Here is a 25,502-nt window from a genome sequence, read left to right on the forward strand (position 1 = left end):
GCGATAATATCGCAGGTACTCTATGATAGAATAGATAGTAGAAGAAAGAGACATCGAGGCATCACAGAGGAGATGAAACCATGCAGCACAAGAGCAGCAATATTTCATGGCAGCATTCCATGGTTACGAGAGAGGACCGACGCGAGCGAAACAACCATAATAACTGCGCGCTCTGGTTCACGGGCTTGTCCGGATCGGGCAAATCGACGCTCGCCTTCGCGCTCGAGCAGACGCTTCATGCCAGGAATATCGCCTCCTACGTCTTGGACGGGGACAATATCCGGCACGGCCTCAATCGTGATCTCGGATTCTCGAGCGAGGATAGGAAAGAAAACATCCGCCGGATCGGGGAAGTTTCGAAGCTGTTCGCAGATGCCGGCCTGTTCGTTCTGTCGGCATTCATCTCGCCGGACGAAAAGGACCGCCAGATGGTTAAAGCAATGTTTCCGCCTGGGGATTTTATCGAAATTTACGTGAAATGCTCGCTCATGGAATGCGAGAAGAGGGATCCGAAAGGATTGTATAAGAAGGCAAGAAGCGGACAGATCAGCAATTTTACGGGAATCGACGGCAAATACGACGTCCCCGGCAATCCTGACCTGATTATCGATACGGAGAAGATGACGATCGACCAGTCGCTGGCCGCTTTGCTCGCTTATCTCGAGGAACGGAACTACCTCGCAAGCTGTTGAGCTCCCTTCCGCCCCAGCTTGCGGGTCGCTGCCGCCATGCTGCGGATCGGATTATGCGTGTACCCCGGCTTGAAACTCCAGCAGTTTGCTGAACGTCCCCTTGGTATCCGCGGAGAGCTGCTGATAGCCGCCCCGCTGGATCACCTTTCCGTTATCCAAGACGAGGACTTGATCCGCGTTTCGAATCGTCGACAGCCGGTGGGCAATGACGATGATGGTCGTTTTCCCCTTCAACCGGTCGAGCGCGTGCTGGATTTTCGCTTCATTCTCGCTGTCCAGCGCGCTGGTGGCCTCGTCCAATATCAGAATCGAAGGCTTCCTCAGAATCGCCCGCGCCAACACGATCCGCTGCCGTTCCCCTCCCGAAAGCCGTACCCCGCGGTCTCCGAGGACCGTATCCAGCCCTTGGGGCAGAATTCGCACGAATTCATCTGAAGCCGAGAAACGCAGCGCTTCCCACATTTGATCCTCGTCGGCTTCCGGAGCGGCAATGAGCAGGTTTTCCCTGATGCTGGCATGGAACAGGAACGGATCCTGCGAAACGTAGCTCACGGACCGTCGCAGCGAGAAGCCATCGTCGTTCGCGAGACGCACTCCGTCTACCAGGACTTCTCCTTCTTCCGGCTTGATGAGTCCAATCAGAATATCGATCAGGGTGCTCTTGCCGGCGCCGGATTTGCCGACGATCGCCGTCATGCTGTTCACCGGGACCGACAGGCTGACATTATGCAGGGCGTAGGACGATCCGCTGTTGTCATACCGGTAAGAAATGCCGCGGCATTCGATGCCTTCCGCCATGCGCAAAGGCTTGCCCTTGGATACGGCGTCGTTAAAGGAATCCAGCTCCTTGGCCGCCGCGCATTCCCGTTCCAGATCCGTCAGGCTCTTGAACGCCGGCAGCGATTGGGCGATCTGCTCCCAGTTGGCCTGCAGCGTCGAAAATTTCGGCCATAGGCGGGAGAAGATGACGATGATCAGGACGAGATTTTCGGCTGGCACGCGGAACGCTTCCAAGGATAGATAAACGAACAGCGAGATGAGCACGACGGAAGCGACCTTATAGACGAACTGGGAGGCGGACTGCGTTCTCCCGAAATGGACCAGATTATGCTCCATCTGGCCGCACAGCGCCCGGAACCACGATAGATGATGCGCTTCGGTCATGTTGCTCTTGATGTCCTTCATGCCGCCGAAGTGATCGGTCATCCCGCCGATGTACTGCTGCGCCAGCTCCGAGGTCTGATCCCCGATGTTCTTCGACTGCTTGATGAACTTGCTGGAATAGACCGCGACCGCCAGGCCGCAGATCAGGACCATGGCCGTCAGCTTGACCGAGAGCCACAACGCGAAGCCGATTTGAACGGCGGTAAAGAGCAGCGTCGTCGATAATCGCAGCGCGAGATACGTGCTCATGCTGACGCGCAGCAGCTCGTTCGTCATGATATGCGTGAAATCAGAACTGCGGTTTTTCAGGAAAAACGCCCAATTGGCCTGCAGCAAGCCCCGATAGATATCCTCCCGAAGGTACCGGATGAATCCGTGCTGAATCTCCAAATTCAAATTCGTTTGCTTGCGCTGCATCAGCGCCTGACCCGTAATGAGCAGCGTGAACCCGCCAAGCAGCACGGCGAGACGCGCCCCTTCTGGAATTGCCTTCAGCGGTTCGACCAATCCGGACACGAACGGGATGCCGCCCGTGTCCATGTGGAAGATGCCAATCAGGCCAAGCGCGGGAATGAGCAGGAAGATCCCGATGCCCTCTAGGAAGCTGATGACCGTCATGCCGATCAGATTGACATAGAGCTTGATCCCGGCATATTCGCGCAGTTTGTTGATGTATCTCAGCAGATGCTTCACTTCGATCTCTCCTTATCCGTGCGAAATCTTCGCGCCTTCATCCACCGCGGCCAGAATGCGGTTGACCAGCTCGTCAACGGTAAATCCCGCGGCCGGCCTGCGCAATTGGTACATGCCGATGCGCTCGACGAGCGATACGGAGGTCGAGAAATGCCGATGGTCCAAGCCCAGATCGGAAATCAGAAATTGCCGGTAGGTATGGTAACGCACGGTCGGCAGCCGCTCCAATCCCCGCAGACGACGAATTTCCGTTTCCTCCCCGTCCGATTTCACGAGTTCGAAGATGCCGGCAAGCGGAACGGGCTCCTTGCAGAACTGGGACGCCACGGGTATCGCGAATTTGGTCTGGTACAGTGGAAGATAGCGGCCGGATTGCATGCCGAGCTTATCGATGCTTTCCTGCCACAGCTTTTGCTGCGGGTAGGCGGGAATGACGAAGGGGACGCGGTCGCGGGAGAGCGTGACGGCAATGACGTCGTCGGTCAGAAGCGGGTAGCCGAGCTTCAAAAAAGCGGCGGCCAGCGTCGATTTGCCCGCGCCGGAATCGCCCACGAATGCATAGGCTTTGCCGCCGATGACGACGGCGCTTCCATGCAGCGGCAGCAGCTGGCGCTGAAACAGCAGGGCGCCCATGCAGGTGCCGAGCAGGTACAACCGAACGGTGGTCGCTTCGGCTCCGGCCGCAGGCGAAACGCTGATCCGGCTTCCTCCGCGCACGCGGTAGATGCCCGCGCCTTCGATGTTCAGCATGAATTCGCCGTCGCCGAACGCATAATGGTCGTCGCTGCCGCTTCGCTCGTTCCACGCGTGAGACAAGTCTTCCAACTCGATATATACATCCGCCTCGCCGGTTTGTTCGGACTCCCGGAGCAGCTCCGGCATGACGATTTCGCTTGCAATCGTCAGCCCGAATGCCTTATAAACCGTTCGCGACGCAGCAGGGTTAGGGTTCATTTTGCTCACCTTTTCTTCAAGTAAGAGTCGATACAAATGATGAAACGGCCCTTATACGCAAGATTCCGCATAAGGGCCGTCGTTCCGTCGTTTAATGCAGGCATTTACGATTCGTGGGGATGATTGTTATGGCCGCCTTTACCGTTCTTGTCCGGGATTACCCCGTTCGGTCCGCCCATCGTCTCGTTGACGTCGAGTACTTCCAGCATCGGCTGTTGCCAAGCTTTCAGAGTTTGCTTTTCCATTGTTGTTCACCTCCTTTCAGGTGCGGCTTCTCACGCCAATTGCCGCAAGAACCGCCAGGCGATCAGAGCCCGCATCAAGAGCCTGGCATCCGCGTCGTAAGCGAATTCCGGCTTGGGGGCCGGGCCGATTTTCTCGAGCGAAGCCTTGATCTGATCCACGTTCAAATAATGCGCGGCGACGGGGTCGCGGCATAGCTTCCGCAGCTCCTCGGTAAAATAGCGCCATGCGGGCAGCATGCGGTGGATCCAATCCGCCCCTTGGACGCCGCGGACGCGCTGATTCAGCCGCACGTCGTCCGGCAAATACGAGGCGGTCGCCCTGCGGACGAGCGAGCGGTCCATGCCGTTCTGGACGTACTGCTCGATCGGCACGGACAGGCAGAAGCGGACCACCCGCGGATCGGCGGTCGGATCCCGTTCCCACACGCCGTAGCGCAAGGAAAACTTGGTGACGGACGTCCCTTGGTGGTTCGAGGTCGCCAAATTTCCGAACTGATAGTCCCTGGCCTCGAACTCGTCGAAGACGCAGCCGTCCAAGCCGACGTCATGCCGTTTCAGCTTCTCGAACACGCCTGTTCTTGCCGCGAAATCCGGATGGATGACCTGCGGCGTTTCGCCCGCCGAGCCTGTAGCGTTAACGGATCTAGCCGCAAAGGGAAAGGCTTGTTTGCCGAGAATGGGCAGCAACCGCGAACGGCCGATATTCATGCGCCGCCCATAGTGCTTGAGCTCGCGGTAGAAACGGAACCAACGCAGCTTCCTTAGCAGCTGGGCGTAATAGTCCATCGCCGGTCCCCAGGAAATGCTGTAATTCCCGCGCGCGCCCGTCAGCAGCACGGAAACGCCGTCCTGCTGCGCCCGTTCAAGAATACCTTTGATCCAGAACGAGTTCTCGAAGAACTTATAGGGTGCTTCCAGGAGGCCGATCAAATCGTCGATCTCCCCGAACGAGTCCCGGTCTCCAAAATCCAGACCGTTGTGCGCGATATTCCCGACATGCCGGACGGTAGCTTGAATGTATGGACTTTCGTCGGCCACCATCCTTCTCGGCGTCCAATCCACGAAATCGTTCGATGGCACGTAACTGTATGTATGTAAGGTTTTCCCTTCCTTGCGCAGCGGGTCCGCGGCGAAGCCGATGACCGCGCCGGAGTCCAATCCGCCGCTCAAGCTCGCGCCGACCCGGCGGAACGTCCGGAGCTTCGATGAGACGGCTTCCCGAAACACGTCGCGAAACGCTTCCTCGTATTCACCGTTCGACTTCAGCCGCAGCGACTCCCGGGGCGCTTCGATCTTATCGTACTGCCCAAGCGTCAGCTTCCCGTCTTCCACCGCAAGCCAGTGCGCGGGAGGGAGCTGCTCAATATCGCGATACACGGTGGCGTTCACTTCGACGGAATCCAGAATGATGGGAATCGCGAGAAACTCCGCAAACCAGGACTCGTTCACCGCCTTCTTGGCGCCGGACAGCTCGAACAACGGATTGATCACCGTACAAAAGGCGAAACGCCGTTCCTGCCGCTGATAATACAGCGTCCGGTTGCCCAATAAATCGCGGGCGCCGAACAGGAGCCGCTTCTGCTCGTCCCAAATGACGAAGGCGTAGTCCCCGATCAAGAAACGGGGGGCTTCCCTGCCCCACTTCAGATAGGCAGCGGCAATCAGCTCGCTGTCCGTCATCCCTTTCCGCCGGCCGTAATCGATCTGCAGCCGGTCGAACAATTCCGCCCGGTTGTCGATGATCGCGTCCGCGGTAATGGCCAGCCGGCTGTGACCGTCATAGTAAGGCAAACGCTCATGAACCGATTCCGGCGTAATCCATTGGGCGTGGCAGCCCAGAAAGACCGACCCGCCATGCCAGGTTTGCGCGTCGTCGGCCGGGTACCGCTGCAAGGCTTGCATCAGCTTCGCGCCGTCCTTAGTCGATACGGATTCATCGTCGTAGCATAGAATGCCGGCAATTGCGCTCATGATTTCCTCCTATGGTGCTGATCTCGCTATCGCGGAGTCCGGATATTCGGTCCGGCAGCCAAGACCTTGCATTCCTTCATAAATTATTCGAATATTCATTTAATTTTCAGGGGGTCGTCCGAGCTTTTCAGGCACCGCTCGCCTCACGCTTCCTGCTTCATCTGCCGCCAGATCCAGACGAACGGCCGTAAAGGGAAATATAGAAAATGCAGCGATTTCGGGAGTGGGAGCGCCTCCGTATCCCTGAAGCTGGGGTACAGCTGACTGAACATGTAGACCGATTTTTGCCGCTTCGTCTTCAAGGCGAACAAGTAGCGTTTGTACATCCTGTCCAGCTCCTTGTCGCCCGGAGAGAACGAGACGATGTCCCGGATGAAATAAAGCGAACGTTCCGCCAGTTCCCGCCGATGGGCGCCCGAGAGCATCGGCCCTGCATCAGGCGGAATCGGCGTCCGGAACAAGCCGGCGGCCAGCGTGAGCGCCTGCCCGCCCAGCTGCAGGCATTGGTAGCGGCGCATGAGCGAAATGAGGGCGCCCCAATCCAGGCTTCGGCGCGCCATCCTGTCGATGTCCGCCAGCCAGCGCAGCCGAAACCAGCCGTGACGGGCGCCGTGCGAGACGAGGTACATGAAAAGGTCCTCGCTCCCCAGCAGATAGATGTCCCGCTTGGAAAGCGGGCTGCGCCTTCTCCGGCTCCAGAGATCATCGAATGGCGGCTCCTTGCCCATGTCGGAATTGAGCCGCCAATGGATCTCCACCTGGATTCCCGTCTGCGGGTGCGTAAAGGAAATATGATGCATCTTCCACTTCCAATTGAAGAGGCGCGGACCATGGCCGTCGCTCTGGTAGCCAAGGCCCAGCAGCTGTTTCTCGGCGGCTTCCACGCTCTCCATCGGAATGAGAATGTCGAGATCCTTGGATGTGCGGAGCGAGAGATCGCCGTACAAATCCTTGGCGAGCACCGGCCCTTTCAAGACTAACGGCGATATCCCGTTCTCCTGAAGGGATACGCAAACCCGTTCCATTTCACCGCTCAATCGCAGCATTTGAAACGTATTTTGCGTGAAATCGCGATGAAGGGCTTGCAGAACATCGGCAGGAATCAATTGGCTGGATTTCATCCGGGCGTACAGCTGCGGATAAACCCGGTGATGCTGGACAAGCTCCAGAAATTGATTCCAATCGATGTGCGGCAGCGATGGCATAACCGATTGATCCGCTTGTAAATCGGCATCCGACCGCAAGAACGCCAGCATGATGTTTAATTCCTCCGGAAAAGCGCTTATATCAAGCGTGTAATCGTGATCCATATTCAGGCACCTTCCATCCTCTCCGCGCGTTTGTTCGATCCGAATGCGGCTACCGTCGTGAACATCCGCATTTCCTCGGCTCCGGTCACGTAGAAGGGCCCGCTTCGAAGCCAAGCGTGTGCGATCATCTTCCCTTCGCCGTTCCTCGCCGTTCCCAAATAAAGCGTGCTCTCGATCCTCCGCCGTTCCAGCATTTTTTTGGCGGCGATCGCCCTCACCAGGCACTGGCTTTCCCAAACCGTGTGGCGGCTCATGACCCGGACCGCCTGCGCGACGCGGCGGATCGCCGTCTCGTCCGACGGATCGTGAACCAGCGGCGTTTCCAGCGCGCGTCCCCCAAGAGAAGGCGCGATCCTGGAGAACGGCAGCGCTTTCATGACGCGTGCCAGGGCCAAATAAGCGAGCGCTTCCAGCATAATCCGTTTTTTTTCAGTGGGTAGCGACAGAAATTTGGCTAGGTTACGCTTCACCTTTCCGGACCTCGATCAACGCTTCCGCATGCAGGTTCTTCAGAAACGCCTCCACCTGTTTCTCGCAAGCCGAGAGCTCGACGTCGTATTCGGCCATAAGCGCGTCGACCAGTTGTTTGACAGGAATCGGCGAAGCGATCAGCTCCCACACCCTGCCTCCGATCGCGCCAAGATTGTAATATTTGCCCGAGCTTACGACGAACATGACCTTCTCTCCGCTCATATCGCTGACAACGCTGCCTGTCGATTGTACGACCGTTTGTTCCACTAGGGATAAATTCGTCATCTGTCTTTCTCTCCTTCTCTGATGGTTTGAATGATTTCGGATACTAGCCGATGGGCCGTGAAGCCTGCCTGCGGCCTGCTTAATTGGTAGATCTTCGCTTGTTCGGCGATGCCCGCCGCCGCCTTGAAATGCCACTTCTCCAGTCCCAGCCGATGAATCAGCCGATTCCGGTACGTATGAAGCAGCATGACGCGCAGCCGTTCGAGATTCGGCAAAGGTCTGACGATGGTCGCCTCCCCCTGCGGCCTCGCCAGCTCGAAGACGCCCGCCAGCGGAACAGGTCCATCGCAAAACCCCTCTGTCGCCGGCACGGCGAATTTCGCCGTTTCCCGGTAAATCGTGCGATAGCTCCCGTTCTCCTTGCTTAGGCCAAGCTGCTCAATGCTTTCCCGCCACAGCTTCTGCTGCGGATAGGCTGGCGAAACGATGGGCAGTCCGCCGCCGTCCGCCCAGGAAGCAGCAATGACGTCGTCGCTTACCAGCCGGTACCCCTCGCCGACGAAAGCCGCCGCGAGCGTCGATTTTCCGGCTCCCGAATCGCCAACGAAGGCATACGCCTTGCCGTCGATCTCGACCGCGCTTCCATGCAGCGGCAGCACGCCCCGGAGCATCAGCAGCGCTCCCATGCAGGTGCCGAGCAGGTAAACGCGCACTTTCTCCGGATCCGCTCCCGCTAGAGGCGATACCGTAATGCGTTGTCCATCTTCGATGCAGTAGAAAGCCGTTTCCGGGATCAGAAACAGAAACCGGTTCCCGATGCGCGCGAAATTGCTGCCGACGGCTTCCAGCTCGTCTCCCAACCGGTCCGTGACGCGAGTCGCAATGACGACATCCGCGCCTGCGCGATCTTCGCCGCCGGCGGATAAAGGCAGCTCGGGCAGCGGAATTTCGCTCGAAATCCTGAGACCGAATGCTTGATACACCGTTTGCCGTACCGCAGAAATCATGCCGTTCACTCCTTTCGCCAAAATGAAGAAGTGTCCTTATATGATCCTTATCGATCATATAAGGACACTTGATAGGAATTAAGTAAGGAGAAGAACTAGCTTGGGTTGTATATGTCCATATCGTCCGTCGTAACGAAGTCGATCGTCGTGTTGCCTTTGCCATACATCGTTTCACTTACTTCAAGGGATTCCAGAGTCGGAACCGCCCATTCCTTTTTCACTTGGTTTGTCATGTGGTTTTCACCTCCCTTCAGTAATTTACGTATCATAGTGTCCGCTTCAGGAACCGGTAGATGATCAGGCTCCGCATCAGCATCCGCATCTCCGGCCGGAATGCATGCTCCGGACGCGGTTCCCTGCCGAGCTGCGCCACGGCTTCCTTGATCCGTCCGACATGGAGATAATGTCCCGCGACGGGGTCCGCGCAAAGCTGCAGCAGCTCGCACTCGAGCGATTTCCAGGCCGGGATGACGCGGTGTACCCAATCGGCCCCCTGAATGCCCCGCACGCGTTGGTTCAGCCGGACCTCGTCGGGCAGATAATGCTTTGTCGCCCTGCGGATCAGCGCTCGGTCGAGGCCGCCCTTCACATATTGCTCCACCGGTACCGAGAAGCAGAATCGGACGACCCTGGGGTCGCAGGTCGGATCGCGTTCCCATACGCCGTAGCGCAGGGACAGTTTCGTCGCCGAGGCGCCGTTCTTGTTCGCGACCGCCAAGCTTTGCAGCTTCTCCTTCCGGATCTCCAGCGGATCGTGGATCAGGGTGCCGTTCGTGCCGATCCGGCTGTCCCGAAGCTTAGCGAACACCTCGGTCCGCTTGGCAAAATCGGGATGGATCAACATCGTCGGAATGTCCGGCGCGTTGTCCGCGGCCGCGCTCGACCGCTTCGTAAGGACGGGGAACGCTTCTTTGCAGATGATGGACAGCAGCCTTGAGCCTGCAATTCCTTTGTTGGCCCTGTATTGCCGGAACTCTCGCATAAACTGCAGCCATTTCATCTTTCGGAGCAGCAGCGCATAATAGTAGACGGCCGGTCCCCACGAGACTGTGAAGTTCCCCCGCGCTCCGGTGAGCAGGACGCCCGCACCCTGCCGACCGGCCTGCTCGTGCATGCCCTTCAGCCAGAACGAATTCTCGAAAAACTTATACGGCGTCTCGAGGATGTCCAGCCACTCGTCCACCTGGGACATCGGGCTGATGCCCGCGAAGTCCATGTACCGATCCGAGATGTTTCCCGCATAACGGGCTGTTGCTTTCATGAACCGGGTCTCGTCGGCGGTCGCGCTCGCGGGTGTCCAATCGGTAAAATCGCCGGTCGGGACGTAGCTGTACGTGTGCAGCGTCTTCCCTTCTTCCCGCAGCGTGCGGGCCGCGAAGCTGGCTACGGCTCCCGAGTCGAGGCCTCCGCTCAACGTCGCCGCCACCTGGCGGTGCGTCCGAAGCCGCGACTTCACCGCTTCTCCGAACACGTCCCGGAACGCCTCCTCGTACTCGCCGTCCGACTTCAGCCGCAGCATCTCCTTCGGCTCGAGCGAGCCGTAGCCGAAGAGCGATACTTGGCCGTCCGAGACGGCGATCGCGTGAGCCGGCGGCACTTGGTGAATGTTCCGGTACGGCGTGGCGCCGGCGTCCGTCGACTCGTACATTTCCGGGATCGCCATGAATTCCGCGAGCCAGGATTCGTTCAGCTCCTTCGCCACGCCAGGCAGCGCGAACAGGGGCGCCATCGTCGTGCCGAAGGAGAACCGCCGGGCGTCGCGATGATAATACAGGCACCGATGGCCGAACAGGTCCCTTGCGCCGAAGAGCTTCCGCTTCGCTTCGTCCCAGATGACGAAGGCGAAATCGCCGATCAGGTGTTCTGGCACACCGCGCCCCCATTTCCGGTACGCAAGCAGAATGAGCTCGCTGTCGGTCATGCCGGCGCGGCGGGCGGACCGAACCTGCAGCAGGTCGAACAATTCCCCGCGGTTGTCGAGCATCGCGTCCGAAGCGATCGCGAGCCGATGCTCCGGATCGTAATAGGGCAGCCGTTCGTGCACGGATTCGGGCGTGATCCATTTGGAACGGCAGCCGAGAAACACGGGGCCGTCTGACCATGTCCGGACGTCGTCCGCGTCATAGCGTTCCATCGCGTCCATCATGCCGCCTCCTTCCACGGACCCGGCAGGCTGCCCATCGAACCGGAGCAAACCCGCGATGGCGCTCATTTCTTCCCCCCGCCGCCGGTCAAGTAGGCCGATGCCAAGGACGATAGCCTGCTGCCGAAGGGAACGAGCGACTTCAAACGGTTGATCTTTCGGCTCGTGGCGTCAAGCTGCGCTTTCAGCCGCTGCTGCTCCATGGCGCCGAGCTCCAGGCGTTTCTCGAGCGCGCGCGCAGTCATCTGCAGCCGAAGCGTCTCCGCGTGCCGCCCGTTAGACGCTTCGGCCGTCTCCGCCGGCGCGCTGCCTCTTCCCGGATCAGCTGCGGATTTCAGCGTGTAGCCTTCTTCCCATCTGCAGCCGGTCGCCTCGGCCAATTGTTTGGTCCGCAGCGCGATCAGCTCCGTGTCAGGCTCATGCTCGAAACGCACGCCCGTCAGCTTCTCGGCTTCCTCCAACTCCCCGGCATAGCCGAGCTCGCGGAATATCCGCGCCCCGAGCGTACGGCCGTACAGCTCGATCTCGCGCTTGTCCAGCACGTCTTTCCAGATATGGACGGATTCCTGATTGGGCTCCTTATGGTTCGCCACGAACGGGTCGCCTACGCCCATGCTGAAGTACAAGTCGGACTTGGCGGAATTCATGTAATTGCCGTACGTTTCCATGCCCTCTTCGTACGCGGTGCCGAGAAACCGGCAAACCTCGGTTAATTGCGTCCTCGGTTCCGCCACCAGTTTCTCGTAATGCAGCCGATGCGCGTACGGGTTGTCTCCGGCAAAGTAATGGTAATACCGGAACAGCCCGACGGTCAGGTCCGCGATTTTCATGTCGAAATCCGGATGGCGGAGGCTTCCCGCGAGATCGAAGCCCGCGCCCCTCTGCTTGTTCACTTTCTTGTTCGAGGCGAGGACCGCGAACGGATTCCGGATGAGCCAGATCCGTTTGGATTGCGGAAACAGCGCATCCAGGAATTCAAGCAAATAATAATATCGGGGCGACTTGTCGATGACCAGCTCCGCTCCTGCGCTGCTCTGCAGCAAGCCGTTGTACGCCTGAAGCGCGAACGCGCGGCTCGCGTCCTCGAAGGTTTCCTGCGGCAGGATGCCGTTATAAAACTGGCTGAGAATGCCGGTTCCGCCGTATGCCCTGCGCTGCGGCGACCGGAGATCGTAGAGACTCATCAGAAACCACATTTCCTGCGTGGCGAACATCTTGCTGTGATTTTGCAGCATCACCGTAGCCAAGGAGCTTCCGCTTCTGGGCGTGCAGAGCAGGAAGGCAAGATTGTTGCCGTTCGAATCGACCAAAGCAGTTCACCCTTTGTTGAAATCGTAGTAGAATTTAGGCCGTTCCTTGAGCACCAGCTTGTAAATATCGTCGTTCGTATCCTTGATGCCCTTCAAGTAATCCTTATAAGGCCGGTCCGCGACATTGACGAGCCCGGAGTTATAATGCTCGCCCCATTCGCCCTGCCAGTACCTGCCGAGCCCGGCTTGATCGACGTAATTGAACAGGTGCGCGCCCACGATGTAAGGCAGTGTGGCGACGCCTTCCACGTAATTCCGGTAACGCATCCCTCGCTGGAATTGATTCGACGCCGAATTCGGAAGCAGCGGCTTCAGCCCCTGCTCGCCGGTGCCGTAGCCGAATTCGCTGAGCAGGATCGGTTTGCCGCCCGACTTTTCGTAGACATCCTGCAGGAGATCCGTCTCGATCTTGTAGCTGTAATAGTTGATGCTGATGACGTCCACGTATTTGCCTTCCGTCTCGGCAAGCGGATCCCGGAATTTCTTGTTGTGGAAGGTCGTCGTGATCCACCGGTCGCCGAGCAGCAAATGATTGGGATCGTATTTGCGGTAGATGCGCGAAACGGTCCCGAAGAACGTATCCAGGTAGTACGCGTAGAAGTCGTCCATGTCGCGCCAGGATGCCGACGTTTTGACCGGCATATCGGCCTCCCCCAAGTCGTCGAACGACTCGAACTTCGTGCCCCAAGCGGCGTTGAACGCGGCGATGGTTTCATACTTGTCGAGCATCCGCTCTACCAGCTTCCCTTTGATGGCGGCCGAGCTCGCCTTCAGCTTCGGCACGTTGGAATAGAACTTATGAAAATCGTATTCGTTGTCGATGAAGTACCCGATCAGCATCCGGTCGTCCTTATGCGGCGTCAGCGCCTTCTGGAACGTGGCGTCGATCTTCGCTTCGGCGTTCGGCGCGAAGATGTCGAAGATCGAGATGCCGTCCAGCTTTGCCCAGCCCATGCGGTTCAGCGGGAGCATTCGCACATAAGGCATTTTGCCTTCTTCGCCGTATTTCTCGGTCGAATAGTTGCCTACGCCGTTAAAGCCCCATTTTTGCAGCCGGGAGACCGCTGCCGAATAGACGGAATGCTCGGTGGGAAAGACGCCGGTCTTGCGGTAGACGTTAGCCATATAGAAGGAGTAGTTGTCCTTCCCGATGTACGCGCGCTTGTATTCGCCCTCGTACGGCGGAACGGATTCGAACTTAAGCTCCCGTCCCTTCACCATCGTATACGTTTCGTTGGCCGTCACGCCGTTTACCGCCAAGCTGAAATACAGGTCCCCGTTCGGCGTCGTCATGACTTTGCGGCCGTCCATCTGCTGAATCGCGAAATATCCGCTTTCCTTCAGGCCGTATGTCGACGCGCTGCCGGCGAGTCCGCCGTAACCGTCGCGGTCGGAGGGCGTCTTGAGGCTGTCGTAATACGCTTCGTCCTTACTTGCGTCATCGGCCAATTGCTTGTCGCTCGACACCTTCTCGGTGAAGCTCGCTTTCTTCATCTGGCCATATTTGTCGACTTCGATTTCGCTGCCGGCGTTGAGCGAGAAGTTGCGGATCGGGCTCGGGACCAAACCGTCCTTGACCGCATACGCCTCCAAGACGTTATAGCCGGTCAGCTCCAGAGGCGCAGTGTACGGGAGGAAATCAGGTCCCTTGTTTAACCGGTAATAGATGCGCGCCCCAAGCGTTTCGGTCGATAGCTCGGCTTTGGCCGCAGCGCCGGTCTTCGACGAAGACAGCTTGACGGAAGCCGTGTTCTGATTGATGACGACCTTGGACATTTGCGGCGACCAGGAATTCGCCGCCCCGGCCAGCATGATTTTCAAATACCGCGTGTGGGCGGGCAGAGCCAAAGCCTCGTAGGAATACGCTTGCCAATCGCTTTGCGAATAACCAGTGGTATCCGCCCGCGCGGCAATTTCGGTATACTGCTTGCCGTCTGCCGAAGCGAAGAACCGCTGGTTCTCGATCGCAACGCCCGTGAAGAAGCTGCTGTAAACCGTGAAGGAATGGATATCGTACTCCGTCCGGTATACGATATAACCCGACCCGCTCGAGGTGCGCGTCGCCCGGCTTCCGTCGTTGTTGAAAAATCCGGGGTCGTTCTTCGCGATGTACAGGTTGGAACGGCCGTCGCTTAGCTTAAAGCTGTCTAGGTTGTCGATTAGTCCGGTTGGCGCGGCGTCCGAGGAAGCCGTCTCATACTGGTAGGTCGACACCTGGCTGGCCGCCGACTTGCCCGTTCCCGAATGGTTGACGGCAGTGGTCTTCAGCGTCAGCTTGCCGAGCACCGGAATCGGAGTGCTGTAATGCTTTCGGGTCAGCGAGCTTCGCGGATCGCTGCCGTCGGTCGTGTAATAGACCGTTTCGCCCGCTTCGCCCCGGTTCAGCATGATCATGCGGCCGTAAGGCACCGTCCCCGAAGGAACGCTCGCGTCTACGATCGCAGGTCCGTTCAGCACAACCTTCCCGATCGACGGGGATGGGTTCGCTCCCCCGCCCTGGAAGGTGATTTTCAAATATCTTGTGTCTCCCGGAAAGCCCCTCGACTCGTATTCGAGGGTATTCTCGCCGCTCTCGTGAATATCCGGCGTGATCTCCTTGTACGTCTTGCCGTCCCTTGAGATCGATAGGGTCGGATGGCTGTGCTGCTGCCCCGAAGCAGAATAAGCGTAAATCGAAAACGAGCGGAGGAAGCTTTTTTCCTGCGTCCGGTAGACCATGTATTCCCCAGAAACGCCGCTTGGCTTCACGCGCGTCGGATCGAGCTTATCGCCCGAAAGATTTTGCAACTTGAGCGAATCGGAATGCCGATACACCTGGTTCCAATTAACGAGCGAATCGACTTCGATTTCGTAGGCGGGCGGAACGGCGTCTCCAAGCACGGGCGCCGGAACCAAAACGGCGCAGATGCCGAGTGCCGCCAAGCACACCAATTTCTTTTTCACTTTTGTTCTCCTTTTTGCCTTCTAGTCGACCAAGGCTGACACTTCCTCCTTGACTTCCTGGTTCAGACGTGGACGGCCGATGGAATAATAGATGAAGGATGTTTCCGCCAAATCGCGTTCCTTGAATACGTTCCGTCCGTCGATCAGAATCGGCTTTCTCAGAATCGATTGCAGCAGTTTAAGGTCCGCATGCACGAATTCGTCCCATTCCGTCAGCAGGCACAACGCGTCCGCGCCGGTCGCGGCTTCCAAGGCATCGTCGCACCACATCACGCCGTTGTCCCCGTACATGCTCCGGAAGTTTCGCATCGCGATCGGATCGTACGCTTTCACATGCGCGCCGCTCCGGATCAAATATTGGATGATTTCCAACGCCGGCGATTCCCGGACGTCGTCAGTATTCGGCTTGAAGGCCAGTCCCCAGACGGCGATCGTCTTCCCCTGCAGTTCCTCGTCGAAAATCGTTTCCAGCTTCCGGATGACGCTCATCCGCTGATCCTGGTTCACTTCGACGACCGCACGCAGCAGCTTGAACTCGTAATCGACGTGGCCCGCGATTTGGATCAACGCCCGCGTATCTTTCGGGAAGCAGGACCCGCCGTAACCGATCCCCGCTTTCAGAAACGCATGGCCGATCCGTTTGTCGTAACCCATACCTTCAGCGACGCGGGTCACGTCGGCGCCGACCTTCTCGCAAATGTTCGCGATTTCGTTGATGAACGAGATTTTCGTCGCCAGGAACGCGTTGGATGCGTATTTCAGCATCTCCGCGCTCCGGATGTCCGTCACGACGATGTGCTCCGTCAGCTTCCGGTGCAGCTGCACGATGATATCGGCGGCGCTCTCGGAATCGGCGCCGATCACGATCCGGTCGGGATGCATCGTATCCTGCACGGCGGAGCCTTCCCGCAGAAACTCCGGAAGCGAAATGCTGTCGAACCGCTCGCTCGTCCGGCTTCGGATCAGATTGCCCACGCGTTCGTTCGTGCCGACGGGCACGGTGCTTTTCACGGCGATGATTTTATAGCCGTTCATCGCCTGCGCGATTTCGATGGCCGCCTGGTCGATATAGGCCAGGTTCGCTTCGCCGTTCGGGAGCGAAGGCGTGCCGACCGCGATGATGACGATCTCCGACTGCTCGACCGCTTCGCGCAGGTCGACCGTGTAGCTCAGCCTTCCGGCAGCCGAATTCTTAACCGAGAGCTCCTGCAGGCCGGGCTCGTAAATCGGAATGCCCCCGTTCTGCAAGGTTTCGACTTTCGCCCGGTCCTTGTCGACGCAGACGACCCGATGGCCGAGCTCCGCGTAGCAGATTCCCGACACGAGCCCGACATAACCGGTGCCGATGACTGTGATATTCATTTTCTTCAGCTCCTAAAGCGTTTTGTTTGCAAAATGCGGCATCGTAGGCATAAGCTTGGCGTTTGTTTGCAAAACGCGGCATCGTAAGCATAAGCTTGGCGTTTTGTTTGCAAAATGCAGCATCGTAAGCATAAGCTTTGCGTCATCCGAAAACGCGGTAAGCCTTATTCTCTAAACGCGGCAAAGTTGAACGATTTCGCTCCAATCCAGCTCGAGCCGGACGATATCCTCTTCGATGAGCTGCGACCCGGTTTGGACCTCGATGATCTCGATGTCCGTTTCCGCCCGCAGACTGTGCTTGTTATCCTTCGGAATCGAAATGACGTCGCCTTCCTTGACGGAGAAGCGGTACTCGTTCAGGATCATGTCCCCGCTGCCGGAGACGACCGTCCAGACCTCGTCGCGCAGGCTGTGGTACTGGTAGCTCAGGTTTTTGCCGCCTGCGATGAAGATCCGTTTCGTAAGCACTTCCCGGCCGTCCGGGTAGCGGATGTAATCCAGCACGCGATACCGGCCCCATCGCCGCTCCTCATACATCGGACGCTGATCCGAATGCTTCATGACTTCCTTGATCTGCGGGCTCGCCGCTTTGTCCGCGACCAGAATACCGTCGGGGCTCGCCGCTACGATGACGTCGGACAGGCCCATCAGCGTGATCGGAACGTCCAGCTCGTTGATGACATGCGTATTCAGCGAGCCTTCCGTGATGATGCCTTTGCCGATCACGGGGGTTTCGATTTCCTCGGTCAGCGTGTTCCACGTGCCCAAATCCTTCCATGGCCCGTCGTATTGGACGGCCGCGACGCGGTTCGCCCGTTCCACCACTTCGTAATCGAAGCTGATTTTAGGTAGTTTGTCGTACCGCTTCAGCATTTCCTCGTACTGTATCGGCAGCTCGTTCGCGATCAGGATCGTGATGAGGAAATCAAGCTTGAACGCGAACACGCCGCAGTTCCATAGCGCGGATTGGCGGATCATCGCTTCCGCTTCTTCCTTGACGGGCTTCTCGCGGAAGCTGTGCACGTCGACGAAAGGCCGATCGGCTCCGGCTTCCTCCTTCGGAATGATGTAACCGTACTTCTCCGACGGATATGTCGGCTTCACGCCCATGAGCGCGAGGTCGGCATCGGAATGATCCAGCACGTGCTCCAGCCGCTTTAGCGATTGGAAGAACGAGTTCTCGACGTACGGATCGACAGGCATGACGACGATCGTTTCGTTCAAATTCACGCTTTCGATCGAATACAGGTACGTGGCCGCGAGCGCGATGGCGGGGAACGTATCCCTTCGCTCCGGTTCGACGATCAGGTTGATGTCGCTGCCCAGCTGGCTGTAGATCATTTCGACCTGCGGTTTGCTGGTGGCCACATAGGCATGATTTTGCAAATCGGCTTCACCCAGCTGCCCCCAAACCCGTTGAATCATGGACTCCAGCTTTCCGTCGCCGTTCTTAAGGATTTTCAGAAACTGTTTGGAACGGGAGTCGTTCGACAGCGGCCATAACCTTTTGCCCGAGCCGCCCGATAGAAGTACGATTTTCATACGATTCCTCCATTCTATTTGCCTATCGGATCCGCCATCAATGTCGCTGACGTTATGCCTCCGGTCCAGGTACGGTAGTAGCTGGCGTTCTTGCCGTAAGAGTTGTCCATTAGAATGTTCGGCTTGTCCATGAGGCAGGAAAGAATATGGCCGTGAAGCCTTGACGTCTGTACCGTCTTATAGTTGCTGAACCGGCTGACCGCCTTGTTCACGAGATAGTCGGTGTATTTCCCCCAGAACTTGCTTAGGGGGAGCTTGCCGCTGCCCTTTTGCAGCATTTTGTTAAACACGCGGATCGACTTATGCTCGACGCCGTTGAAGAGCGTCGCCCAGTCCAAGTAATCGCCTTGGCCGGAGGCTTCCAGCCGCTCCTGCTCCGCCGTCTTCTCGATGTCGGTCCGGAGGAAGCAGAGGAGCTCCTTGCCTGGCATGTTCTTGCTGTGAATCGGCCAGAGCTGGTGCGCCATGTCCGGAGACAGATAGACGTTGCACGTCGTGAACCTGACGTTTGCCATTTCCTGCGACAGCGTGTCGCGGACGTAGAGGTGCAGGTCCGAATGCCGGTTGAACACCGCCGCCGTCCGGTCGAACTCGCTCTCGTTCTTGTAGAAGATCGTCTGCGGCAGGATCACCACGCGATGTCCGGGATATTCGGCCACGATCTTCTCGCGCAGCTTCTGATGCGCCGGATACAAGTCGCCGAAGTTGCCGCCGCCATGCAGCACGATGATATGGTCCTTCGGAATGGCCAGGCCGTCCGGAAAATCCAATACACTGTAACGTGCCTGAACGTGGATGCGATGATCCTTGAAAAACACTTCGGTTCCTTTCATGATGAGCAGATCCCCGCCGTTGCCGTGCACCGGATAATCGATGTAATAAATTTTGGAATGGGGCGGGATCACGTTCAAAATGTGCCGAAGCCGGTTTTTGAGCTCATCCATCGGATGAGCGAACTGTGCGGTTTCCATCAATCCGTCTCCTTCTCCTGTGGGCGTTTCTTCTCTCTTCCGGGAACGGGCCCGTCAAATTTGCCAGCTTACGTTCTCTTTGATCGGCTTTGCCGGGACCCCGGCGACAAGCGCGTAGGCGGGCACGTCCTTCGAAACGACCGATCCGGCCGCTATGACGGCGCCTTTGCCGATCGTTACGCCTTTCAGGATAATCGCCTTGCTGCCAATCCACACATGGTCGCCGATAATGGTCGGCTTCGTTTCCGTCATCCCTTCGATGCGGTGCGTGTCGGTGTCCATGATGGCGACGTCCCATGAAATGGCGCAGTGGCTCCCGATTTTCACGTGTTTTTTGCAGATAATCTCGGTTCTTCGATTAATGAAGGTATGGTCGCCGATTTCGATGACCGCTTCATTGGAATCGAGGTAAAAGCCGGTATTCCGAAACAGCAGCACGTTGTCGCCGATAATCAGCTTGGCATGCTTGGCCTTCGAGACCGTCACGCCGCCGGCGACGCGCAGCAGCTTTCCGCATTGGTCGACCTTGCGCCTGAACAGCAGGCCGAGCAGAATACGGTAGCCGTACTTTGCATAATCCCTGAAGCGTCGCTTTCGTTTATTCATTCCGGGCCTTTCGGCTGCAAGCATGTTATTCACATCGTTTCCTTTCGTTCGCTAAGATGGCATACTGCGCGTTAACCGCTTGAACAGAAAGCGGAAGTCGTCTTTGTCGAACAGAATGTCGGCGATTCTTACCTTGAAGATCACCCGCATGGCCGCGATCGTAATGACGATCCGAATGACTGCGCCGAGCAGCAGGGCAAACGCGATACCGTTCAGCCCGTACAGCGGCGTGAAGACGAAGAACAATCCGACCGTGATCGAAAGCGCGACGGCCTGCCGGATGACCACGAGTCCGGGACGGCCCATGGCGTTGAAGGACGAGGCGAGAATCCACGACCCCCCGCCGAGAATGCATTCGAGGGAGAGCAGGTAGAACGCGTTGCCGGCTTCCAGGAACTGCGCGCCGAACAGGAGGCCCAGGAGGAACCGGCCGATGATCATGCCCGGAATGACCGCAGCGGTCATCAGCAGGAACGAGAGCCGGAACGCCCTGCCGACCGTCGCGATAATTTTGTCCTTGTCCATGCCCGTTACCTTCGGGAAAATCACGTTCGAGATCGCCATTTGCACGACGTTGAACACGCGGGACAGCGCATAGACGACCGTGTACAGCCCGAAATCCTTCGGCCGCAGCAGCGATAGGATGATCAATTTGTCACACTGCCCGTACAACGTGCCGAGCAGCTCGACGCCGAACACCCTACCGCCGTAACCGAACAGCGCCTTGTACACCAGACCGTCCATACGCTTGATCCAGTTGAAGCTCAATTCGCGGCGCAGTTTGTACAGCGTCCAGACGATGACCATCAGGCTGGTCGCGCAATACGCGAACGACGCGTAGGAGATCGTCAATTTGCCGATTCCCCAAAGGACCAGCAAGCCGGCCAGGTTGCTCAGCGGAACGTACAGCCGCAGGCCGTTGTACAGGCTGAACTTATCCATGCTCTGCGTCAGCGCCGCGAGCAAATTGACGGCAAGCAGCATCGGCAGCGTCATCACGGTATACCACCTGGCGACCTCGACAACGGCGTCCGAATATTGCCCAAGCCACAAGGGGAGATAGATCCAAGTGACGATCCCGACGATCAAACTGACGGGAATTTGGAACAGAAATCCAGCCCGGACGTATTCGGTCGCATGGCCCGCATTCGTCCTCATATTGAAAATGAGGGAGGTCGGAAGCCCGAAGCTGACGAGACCCGACAGCAAGGTCGGCCAGAACAGAATCGCCGAAAGTTCGCCCTTTCCCACAACCCCGAACATGCGCGCCGTCACGATGGAGGTCAGCGTGCTCAGGACCATGATTAACAGATTGGCGGCGCTGGTATGCAGGATGGCCTGGAAGGCTCCGCGCCCGGTTAGCTTCTTCTTGATGTCATGCAGCTTCATCATGCGCTCGACTTCCTTAGACCGTAGATTCTCTTCATTCGTACATCTTCAGCACGCCGCGAAGCTCGCCGTTGCTATACCAGATTTTGCTGACGTTGCGGAAAATTTTCCGTTTATCGTAAGCGAACACGACCATGAGCAGCGCGAACAACGGCATCTTCACGAGCGACTTCAGTAAGATGCCCGCCTTCTTCTTCGAAGACACCGCGCTGCTGACGCCCTGCCAATGGATGCGCCGCAGCAGCCACTTCCGGCTCATCCGGCTACGGGGAATCTTGTGCAGCACCGAAGCGTAAGGCGTGTAATAAACCGAATAGCGGGTACGGATCCGCCCAATGAGCTCGGACTCCTCACTGGAAAGCAAATTGCTGCCGACCCGGCCGAGATCCTCCCGGAACGGTTCCATCGTATCGAAGACCGACTTGCGGAAGGACACGTTGGCGCCGAACGGCAGGTCCGGCTTTTGCATTTGCACGATTTCGTCCGCGTAGTCGAGAATCGTGTACAGCGTCCGGTTCTCCTGGGGCAGCCACTGCGGGGCGCTTCCCTCCCACGCCGGCTCGATCTTGCCGCCGACGCAGCCGATGCGCGGATCGCGGTCGAACAAGGCGACGATGCCGCGGATCCATTCTTCCGACGCGACCGCATCGTCGTCCAGGAACAGCACGTATTCGCCGGCGGCTTCGCGAATCGCACGGTTCCGCGCGACGGAGAGGCCGAGCCGCTCTTCGTAAATGTAGACGATCGGGATATCGACCATCATCTGGAACTCTTCCACGACCGCCCGGGTATGATCGGTGGACCGGTTGTCGACCACGATCACCTCGTAGGAATCGCTGCAGTTTTGCTTCATCAAGCTGACGAGCGCTTCTTTCAAATCCGCCGCCCGGTTATGCGTACAAATCGCTATGCTTGCTTTCATGCGTTCACCTCGTACCTCTTCGTACCGGTATAGACCTGGATCATTCTGCCGGCTATCCGGCCCCAATCCAATTCCCGGAGCTTTGCCGTGATGTGCATCTCTGTTTCCTTCGCGTCCATGTCCATGGACGCGCGGAGTGCATTGCGCAAGCCGTTCGGATCTTCCGGATCGTACAAGATACCGCAGCCGTCGGATACGTATTCGCCGAGCGCGCCCAGCCTTGGCGCAACGACCGGCTTCTTGTGGGACAGCGCGAGAATCGCGCTCCCGGAAGTCGTGATTTGTTTGTAAGGAAGCACGATCACGTTCGCCGCTTCCAGGAAATCGGCAAGCTCGTGGTCGTCCACAAACTGCGGATAGATCCGGATCCTGCCGTCGCCCGTCCGCTCGACGAAATCGAGGCTATACCCCGCATCGACCTGACCCGCGATGAGCAGCTCGCAGCCGTCGTGCCCCAGGGACGAGAACGCTTCGACGAGCTTATCGACCCCTTTGTACGGGTTGATCCGGCCGATGAAAAGGAACAGGAATCGGTCCGGGGCGATGCCGAAGCGCTTGCGGATATCCGTGCCCTTGCGGGCGTAGGCATCCACATAATGGCCGTGCGGCGTAACCACGAGCTTGCTTGCCGGCACGCCGAACGTGGCGGCGACCTCCCCCTTGACCGATTCGCTCAGGACGAAGGCCTGGTGGCAGACGGTCAAGATATATTTCCGCATCAACAGGTCCCAGCGCGTCTTGCCGTCATGCGGCCAGACGTTGTGTACCGTCCAGAACAGCCGAACGCCCCTCGTTCTGTAAAACAGCAGCAACAGGGCGAAGAACAGCGATTTCACGATCGTCAGCGGAAAGGCGGACGCCGTATAGGAATTGCTCGGCCAGTGCAGATGCACGATGTCACCCCTTCGGGGCTTAAGGGCCGCCTTCTGGTCGTAATGCTCGACCCGCAGTCCGTTCCGCTCGATCGACCGTGTCAACAGCTCGCTGTATTTGTTATGGGGGCTCTGCTTGGGCCACATGTATACGGTCGGATTGCCCATCTTCACGACCTCCCGTTCACGGCGGCTAAGGCGTATGCGGGGCTGCCCGATTTCGTGATGCTCGCATAGAGATCGAGGTGCTTATCCAGCAGCGATCCCTTCGTAAACCCGCTGCAATGCTTCAGGCACTGCGCTTGGATGCGCCTCTTCTCTTCGCCGGGCAAGCCGTGGAACGCCGTTATTTTCTCCTTGATCGCGTCCGCGCTCCCCGGCTTGAACAAGAAGTCGGCCGGGTTCCATACGGCGTCCGGTATGCCTCCGACGGCCGATGCGTAGACCGGCGTGCCGACTTGATACGATTCGATGATGACCCGGCCGAACGGCTCCTCCCAGATGGAAGGAACAAACGTGACGTCGGCCTTCGCCATGAAGCTCCGCGCTTCCTTCGGCGTGACCTTGCCGGTAAACTGGAAGCGGTCGTCCTTGCCGCAAAGCTCCACCAGCTTTTGCCGCATGCCCCCTTCTCCGCAGACGACGACTTGCTCCACCATCTCGCGAGGGAGGGAGCGTACCGCTTCGACTAGCTCGCGGACGCCTTTCTCGGGCTCAATTCTTCCGAAATAGCCGATGCGAAGCGGCTTGCGGTCGAATTCCTTCGGCGCGCCGACGATATCGCCGTCCACGACGTTCGGAATGACCAGCCTGGCCGCGCTCGGGAACAACCCGACGCTCGTATGGCGGTTCAGGATATGCGAGGAGATCCCGACGACCGCCGATACCCTCTTACTGACGCCAAGTGAACTCCATTGGTACATGCGCGACAGCATCGGGTTCGCGATCGGCGAGCTGACCGGCGAGAGGAGCGAATAGTCCCGAAGCGTATGCACGATCGGCACGCTCGCTTTCGCCGCCGTCCAGATCGCAGCGCCGAACCCGGATAAATTTTGGGTATGTATCAAATCCGGATCGATCCGGTCGAGAAGCTTGCGAACGGTCCGAATCTGCGCGGGATTGTACAGATCAATGAGTCTGCGGCCCGTTTTCTTCAGCGTCCCGGCATCCTTCCCCTCGCCGATCCAGTACAGATTGTTGTACGGCAGCCGGTGCACGGTCACTCCGTTGATCATCTCGCACTCGATGCCGGCCGCGCGGTTCTGCGGACCGACCGTCAGTACATGGACTTCGGCTGCCGCGGTGAGCGTTTCCGCCAAGATCTGCGTTGAAATTTCAGCGCCGCCAATAATATGCGGCGTATAAAGACTGTTTACGATAACGATTTTCATGCGATCCGTTTCATTCCCTTCATGCTCTGAATCTCCATTCCAACCTCCCGCACGGCCGGCACCACATCAAAGAAACCGCCGCGGATGAACCCGATTAACAGCCAAAAGTTCACGAAGGAATAGGAATCGAAATTCATGACGAGCGAAACGCACAGCGCAAAAGCGAATTTCGCGTACGGATTCGCGCCGGCGCTTCGCAAGACCGAGGCCATGAATCCGATAAGCAGAATAGCGCCGACCATTCCTTCCTCGGCGAATACCTTTGCCAGCAAGTTCCGCGATGTCGCCATTTCCGGACGGTTGAATACGAGATCGGATACTTCCGTGAATACCAGCCCATCGCTGAAATGCTTGAGCAGGAGCCCTGCAAAGTCCCTGTAATAGAAGCCGCCTCCGACGCCGAATATCGGGTGTTGGGCGAATTCGAGGAACCCGATAGCCGGGAAAAAGACGCGGATGAAAAACGAATTGTCCGCTTTGACCATATGGCTGAAATTAAATTGAAAGCGATCCGTGAAATAGCCGCTGACATGCAGCGCTTCAAGCAGGAACGGAACGCCGATCGCGACGACGGCGACGCATACGCCGAGCAGGAGCATCATTTTCCCGCGGTTCTTCTTCGTGATGAGTACGTAGATGAGCAGCGCGGTCAGCAGAACGCTATAGGCGTAGGCCGAGAACGACAGCACCATGAGCACCGCGGTACCGATCAAGAGCTGCAATTGCCAGCGGTAGCCCCGTTTGTGAAGGAACAGCATCAGCAGCCCGCCGCTCAGCATATGGATGGCGGCCCATGACGGCTCCCCCGAAAGCATCTGAATCCTTCCGCGGTATACCTTCTCCGAGAACAACCCGGTGAAGGCTCCGGAAAATCCGCTGTGGACGAACAGCGCGTCCAGCAATTGTATAAAGCCGGCCGCGATCGGCAGAACGAAGGCGACCAACACGCTTTTCGCGATCCAGCCGATCAAGGCGGGATCTTCCTTCGTCTGCTGTGCAATATAAACCGACGTTCGGTACATAGATATCCCGAAAAGCACCGTAATCACGTGCTTGAAGCTGCTGCCCACATCCTCGTAGCCAATGGATACGACCAAGGAATGCCCGATGCTGTACATCGCGAAGGCTAGTAGAAAATAATCGCCGGTTTTGAACCGGTAGCCTGTAAACAACAGCAAAAACGAGGAAGCGAACATCGAAAACATCGAAAGCGGACGATAGACCGAGAAGTGGAAATACGGCAAGCTATCATAAGAGAGGACCGCGATCGAGAAAAGAAACAGCCCAATAATGAGGTTGCGAACCATGGATGCTTTGGC

General features: G+C 57.9%; 22 protein-coding genes. 1 reads left to right on the forward strand and 21 read right to left on the reverse strand.

Annotation, left to right across the window (positions count from 1 at the left end):
* The first annotated feature begins 80 nt into the window (after nucleotides 1–80).
* Nucleotides 81–692 (forward strand): adenylyl-sulfate kinase, encoded by a 612-nt coding sequence (gene cysC, locus KXU80_RS08605; protein WP_219837792.1) that lies wholly within the window; start codon nucleotides 81–83, stop codon nucleotides 690–692.
* A gap of 51 nt (nucleotides 693–743) precedes the next feature.
* On the opposite strand, the gene KXU80_RS08610 is transcribed toward cysC, so the two are convergent.
* The 21 genes from KXU80_RS08610 to KXU80_RS08710 all read right to left on the reverse strand — a co-directional run bounded on the left by KXU80_RS08610 (nucleotide 744) and on the right by KXU80_RS08710 (nucleotide 25,490).
* Nucleotides 744–2,549 carry an ABC transporter ATP-binding protein gene (locus KXU80_RS08610; RefSeq protein WP_219837793.1) on the reverse strand — a complete coding sequence of 602 codons (1,806 nt, stop codon included), beginning with the start codon at nucleotides 2,547–2,549 and terminating at the stop codon, nucleotides 744–746.
* 12 nt (nucleotides 2,550–2,561) lie between these two features.
* The gene (locus tag KXU80_RS08615) at nucleotides 2,562–3,503 is read right to left on the reverse strand and encodes a phosphoenolpyruvate carboxykinase (ATP) (RefSeq protein WP_219837794.1); all 942 of its coding nucleotides are present in this window, start codon (nucleotides 3,501–3,503) and stop codon (nucleotides 2,562–2,564) included.
* Nucleotides 3,504–3,607: 104 nt separating this feature from the next.
* The gene (locus KXU80_RS08620; RefSeq protein WP_219837795.1) at nucleotides 3,608–3,748 is read right to left on the reverse strand and encodes a paeninodin family lasso peptide; all 141 of its coding nucleotides are present in this window, start codon (nucleotides 3,746–3,748) and stop codon (nucleotides 3,608–3,610) included.
* Between the two features lie 30 nt (nucleotides 3,749–3,778).
* Nucleotides 3,779–5,719, reverse strand: a complete 1,941-nt coding sequence (locus KXU80_RS08625; RefSeq protein ID WP_219837796.1) for an asparagine synthase-related protein — start codon at nucleotides 5,717–5,719, stop codon at nucleotides 3,779–3,781.
* A 143-nt stretch (nucleotides 5,720–5,862) separates the two neighbouring features.
* Nucleotides 5,863–7,029: a nucleotidyltransferase domain-containing protein gene (locus KXU80_RS08630; RefSeq protein ID WP_219837797.1), complete on the reverse strand. Its 1,167-nt coding sequence runs from the start codon at nucleotides 7,027–7,029 to the stop codon at nucleotides 5,863–5,865.
* A 2-nt stretch (nucleotides 7,030–7,031) separates the two neighbouring features.
* Entirely contained in the window at nucleotides 7,032–7,445 is a 414-nt protein-coding gene (locus KXU80_RS08635) for a lasso peptide biosynthesis B2 protein (protein WP_219838943.1), read from the reverse strand.
* 43 nt (nucleotides 7,446–7,488) lie between these two features.
* Nucleotides 7,489–7,785 carry a lasso peptide biosynthesis PqqD family chaperone gene (locus KXU80_RS08640; protein ID WP_219837798.1) on the reverse strand — a complete coding sequence of 99 codons (297 nt, stop codon included), beginning with the start codon at nucleotides 7,783–7,785 and terminating at the stop codon, nucleotides 7,489–7,491.
* Complete coding sequence (locus tag KXU80_RS08645; RefSeq protein ID WP_219837799.1) at nucleotides 7,782–8,732, reverse strand: phosphoenolpyruvate carboxykinase (ATP); 951 nt, start codon at nucleotides 8,730–8,732, stop codon at nucleotides 7,782–7,784. Before KXU80_RS08645 ends, KXU80_RS08640 begins: the two co-directional genes overlap by 4 nt.
* Nucleotides 8,733–8,827: 95 nt before the next feature.
* On the reverse strand, nucleotides 8,828–8,965 hold the full coding sequence (locus KXU80_RS08650; protein WP_219837800.1) for a paeninodin family lasso peptide: 138 nt from the start codon (nucleotides 8,963–8,965) through the stop codon (nucleotides 8,828–8,830).
* 32 nt (nucleotides 8,966–8,997) lie between these two features.
* Nucleotides 8,998–10,944 (reverse strand): asparagine synthase-related protein, encoded by a 1,947-nt coding sequence (locus KXU80_RS08655; RefSeq protein WP_219837801.1) that lies wholly within the window; start codon nucleotides 10,942–10,944, stop codon nucleotides 8,998–9,000.
* Nucleotides 10,941–12,185: a sulfotransferase family protein gene (locus KXU80_RS08660; RefSeq protein WP_219837802.1), complete on the reverse strand. Its 1,245-nt coding sequence runs from the start codon at nucleotides 12,183–12,185 to the stop codon at nucleotides 10,941–10,943. Before KXU80_RS08660 ends, KXU80_RS08655 begins: the two co-directional genes overlap by 4 nt.
* A gap of 6 nt (nucleotides 12,186–12,191) precedes the next feature.
* Nucleotides 12,192–15,128: a chitobiase/beta-hexosaminidase C-terminal domain-containing protein gene (locus KXU80_RS08665; protein ID WP_219837803.1), complete on the reverse strand. Its 2,937-nt coding sequence runs from the start codon at nucleotides 15,126–15,128 to the stop codon at nucleotides 12,192–12,194.
* A gap of 21 nt (nucleotides 15,129–15,149) precedes the next feature.
* Nucleotides 15,150–16,490 carry a UDP-glucose dehydrogenase family protein gene (locus tag KXU80_RS08670; protein WP_219837804.1) on the reverse strand — a complete coding sequence of 447 codons (1,341 nt, stop codon included), beginning with the start codon at nucleotides 16,488–16,490 and terminating at the stop codon, nucleotides 15,150–15,152.
* A gap of 171 nt (nucleotides 16,491–16,661) precedes the next feature.
* Nucleotides 16,662–18,032 carry a sugar phosphate nucleotidyltransferase gene (locus tag KXU80_RS08675; RefSeq protein WP_219837805.1) on the reverse strand — a complete coding sequence of 457 codons (1,371 nt, stop codon included), beginning with the start codon at nucleotides 18,030–18,032 and terminating at the stop codon, nucleotides 16,662–16,664.
* A gap of 14 nt (nucleotides 18,033–18,046) precedes the next feature.
* Nucleotides 18,047–19,003 carry a polysaccharide pyruvyl transferase family protein gene (locus KXU80_RS08680; RefSeq protein ID WP_219837806.1) on the reverse strand — a complete coding sequence of 319 codons (957 nt, stop codon included), beginning with the start codon at nucleotides 19,001–19,003 and terminating at the stop codon, nucleotides 18,047–18,049.
* A gap of 54 nt (nucleotides 19,004–19,057) precedes the next feature.
* Complete coding sequence (locus KXU80_RS28280) at nucleotides 19,058–19,609, reverse strand: acyltransferase (protein WP_219837807.1); 552 nt, start codon at nucleotides 19,607–19,609, stop codon at nucleotides 19,058–19,060.
* 51 nt (nucleotides 19,610–19,660) lie between these two features.
* Nucleotides 19,661–21,001 carry a lipopolysaccharide biosynthesis protein gene (locus tag KXU80_RS08690; RefSeq protein ID WP_258171321.1) on the reverse strand — a complete coding sequence of 447 codons (1,341 nt, stop codon included), beginning with the start codon at nucleotides 20,999–21,001 and terminating at the stop codon, nucleotides 19,661–19,663.
* A gap of 31 nt (nucleotides 21,002–21,032) precedes the next feature.
* Nucleotides 21,033–21,920 carry a glycosyltransferase gene (locus KXU80_RS08695; RefSeq protein ID WP_219837808.1) on the reverse strand — a complete coding sequence of 296 codons (888 nt, stop codon included), beginning with the start codon at nucleotides 21,918–21,920 and terminating at the stop codon, nucleotides 21,033–21,035.
* Nucleotides 21,917–22,960 (reverse strand): glycosyltransferase family 4 protein, encoded by a 1,044-nt coding sequence (locus tag KXU80_RS08700; RefSeq protein ID WP_219837809.1) that lies wholly within the window; start codon nucleotides 22,958–22,960, stop codon nucleotides 21,917–21,919. Before KXU80_RS08700 ends, KXU80_RS08695 begins: the two co-directional genes overlap by 4 nt.
* Nucleotides 22,961–22,962: 2 nt before the next feature.
* The gene (locus tag KXU80_RS08705) at nucleotides 22,963–24,183 is read right to left on the reverse strand and encodes a glycosyltransferase family 4 protein (protein ID WP_219837810.1); all 1,221 of its coding nucleotides are present in this window, start codon (nucleotides 24,181–24,183) and stop codon (nucleotides 22,963–22,965) included.
* Complete coding sequence (locus tag KXU80_RS08710) at nucleotides 24,180–25,490, reverse strand: O-antigen ligase family protein (RefSeq protein WP_219837811.1); 1,311 nt, start codon at nucleotides 25,488–25,490, stop codon at nucleotides 24,180–24,182. The genes KXU80_RS08705 and KXU80_RS08710 overlap by 4 nt, the downstream gene beginning before the upstream one ends.
* Between the last annotated feature and the right edge of the window lie 12 nt (nucleotides 25,491–25,502).

Source organism: Paenibacillus sp. R14(2021) (assembly GCF_019431355.1).
Classification (GTDB): domain Bacteria; phylum Bacillota; class Bacilli; order Paenibacillales; family Paenibacillaceae; genus Paenibacillus_Z.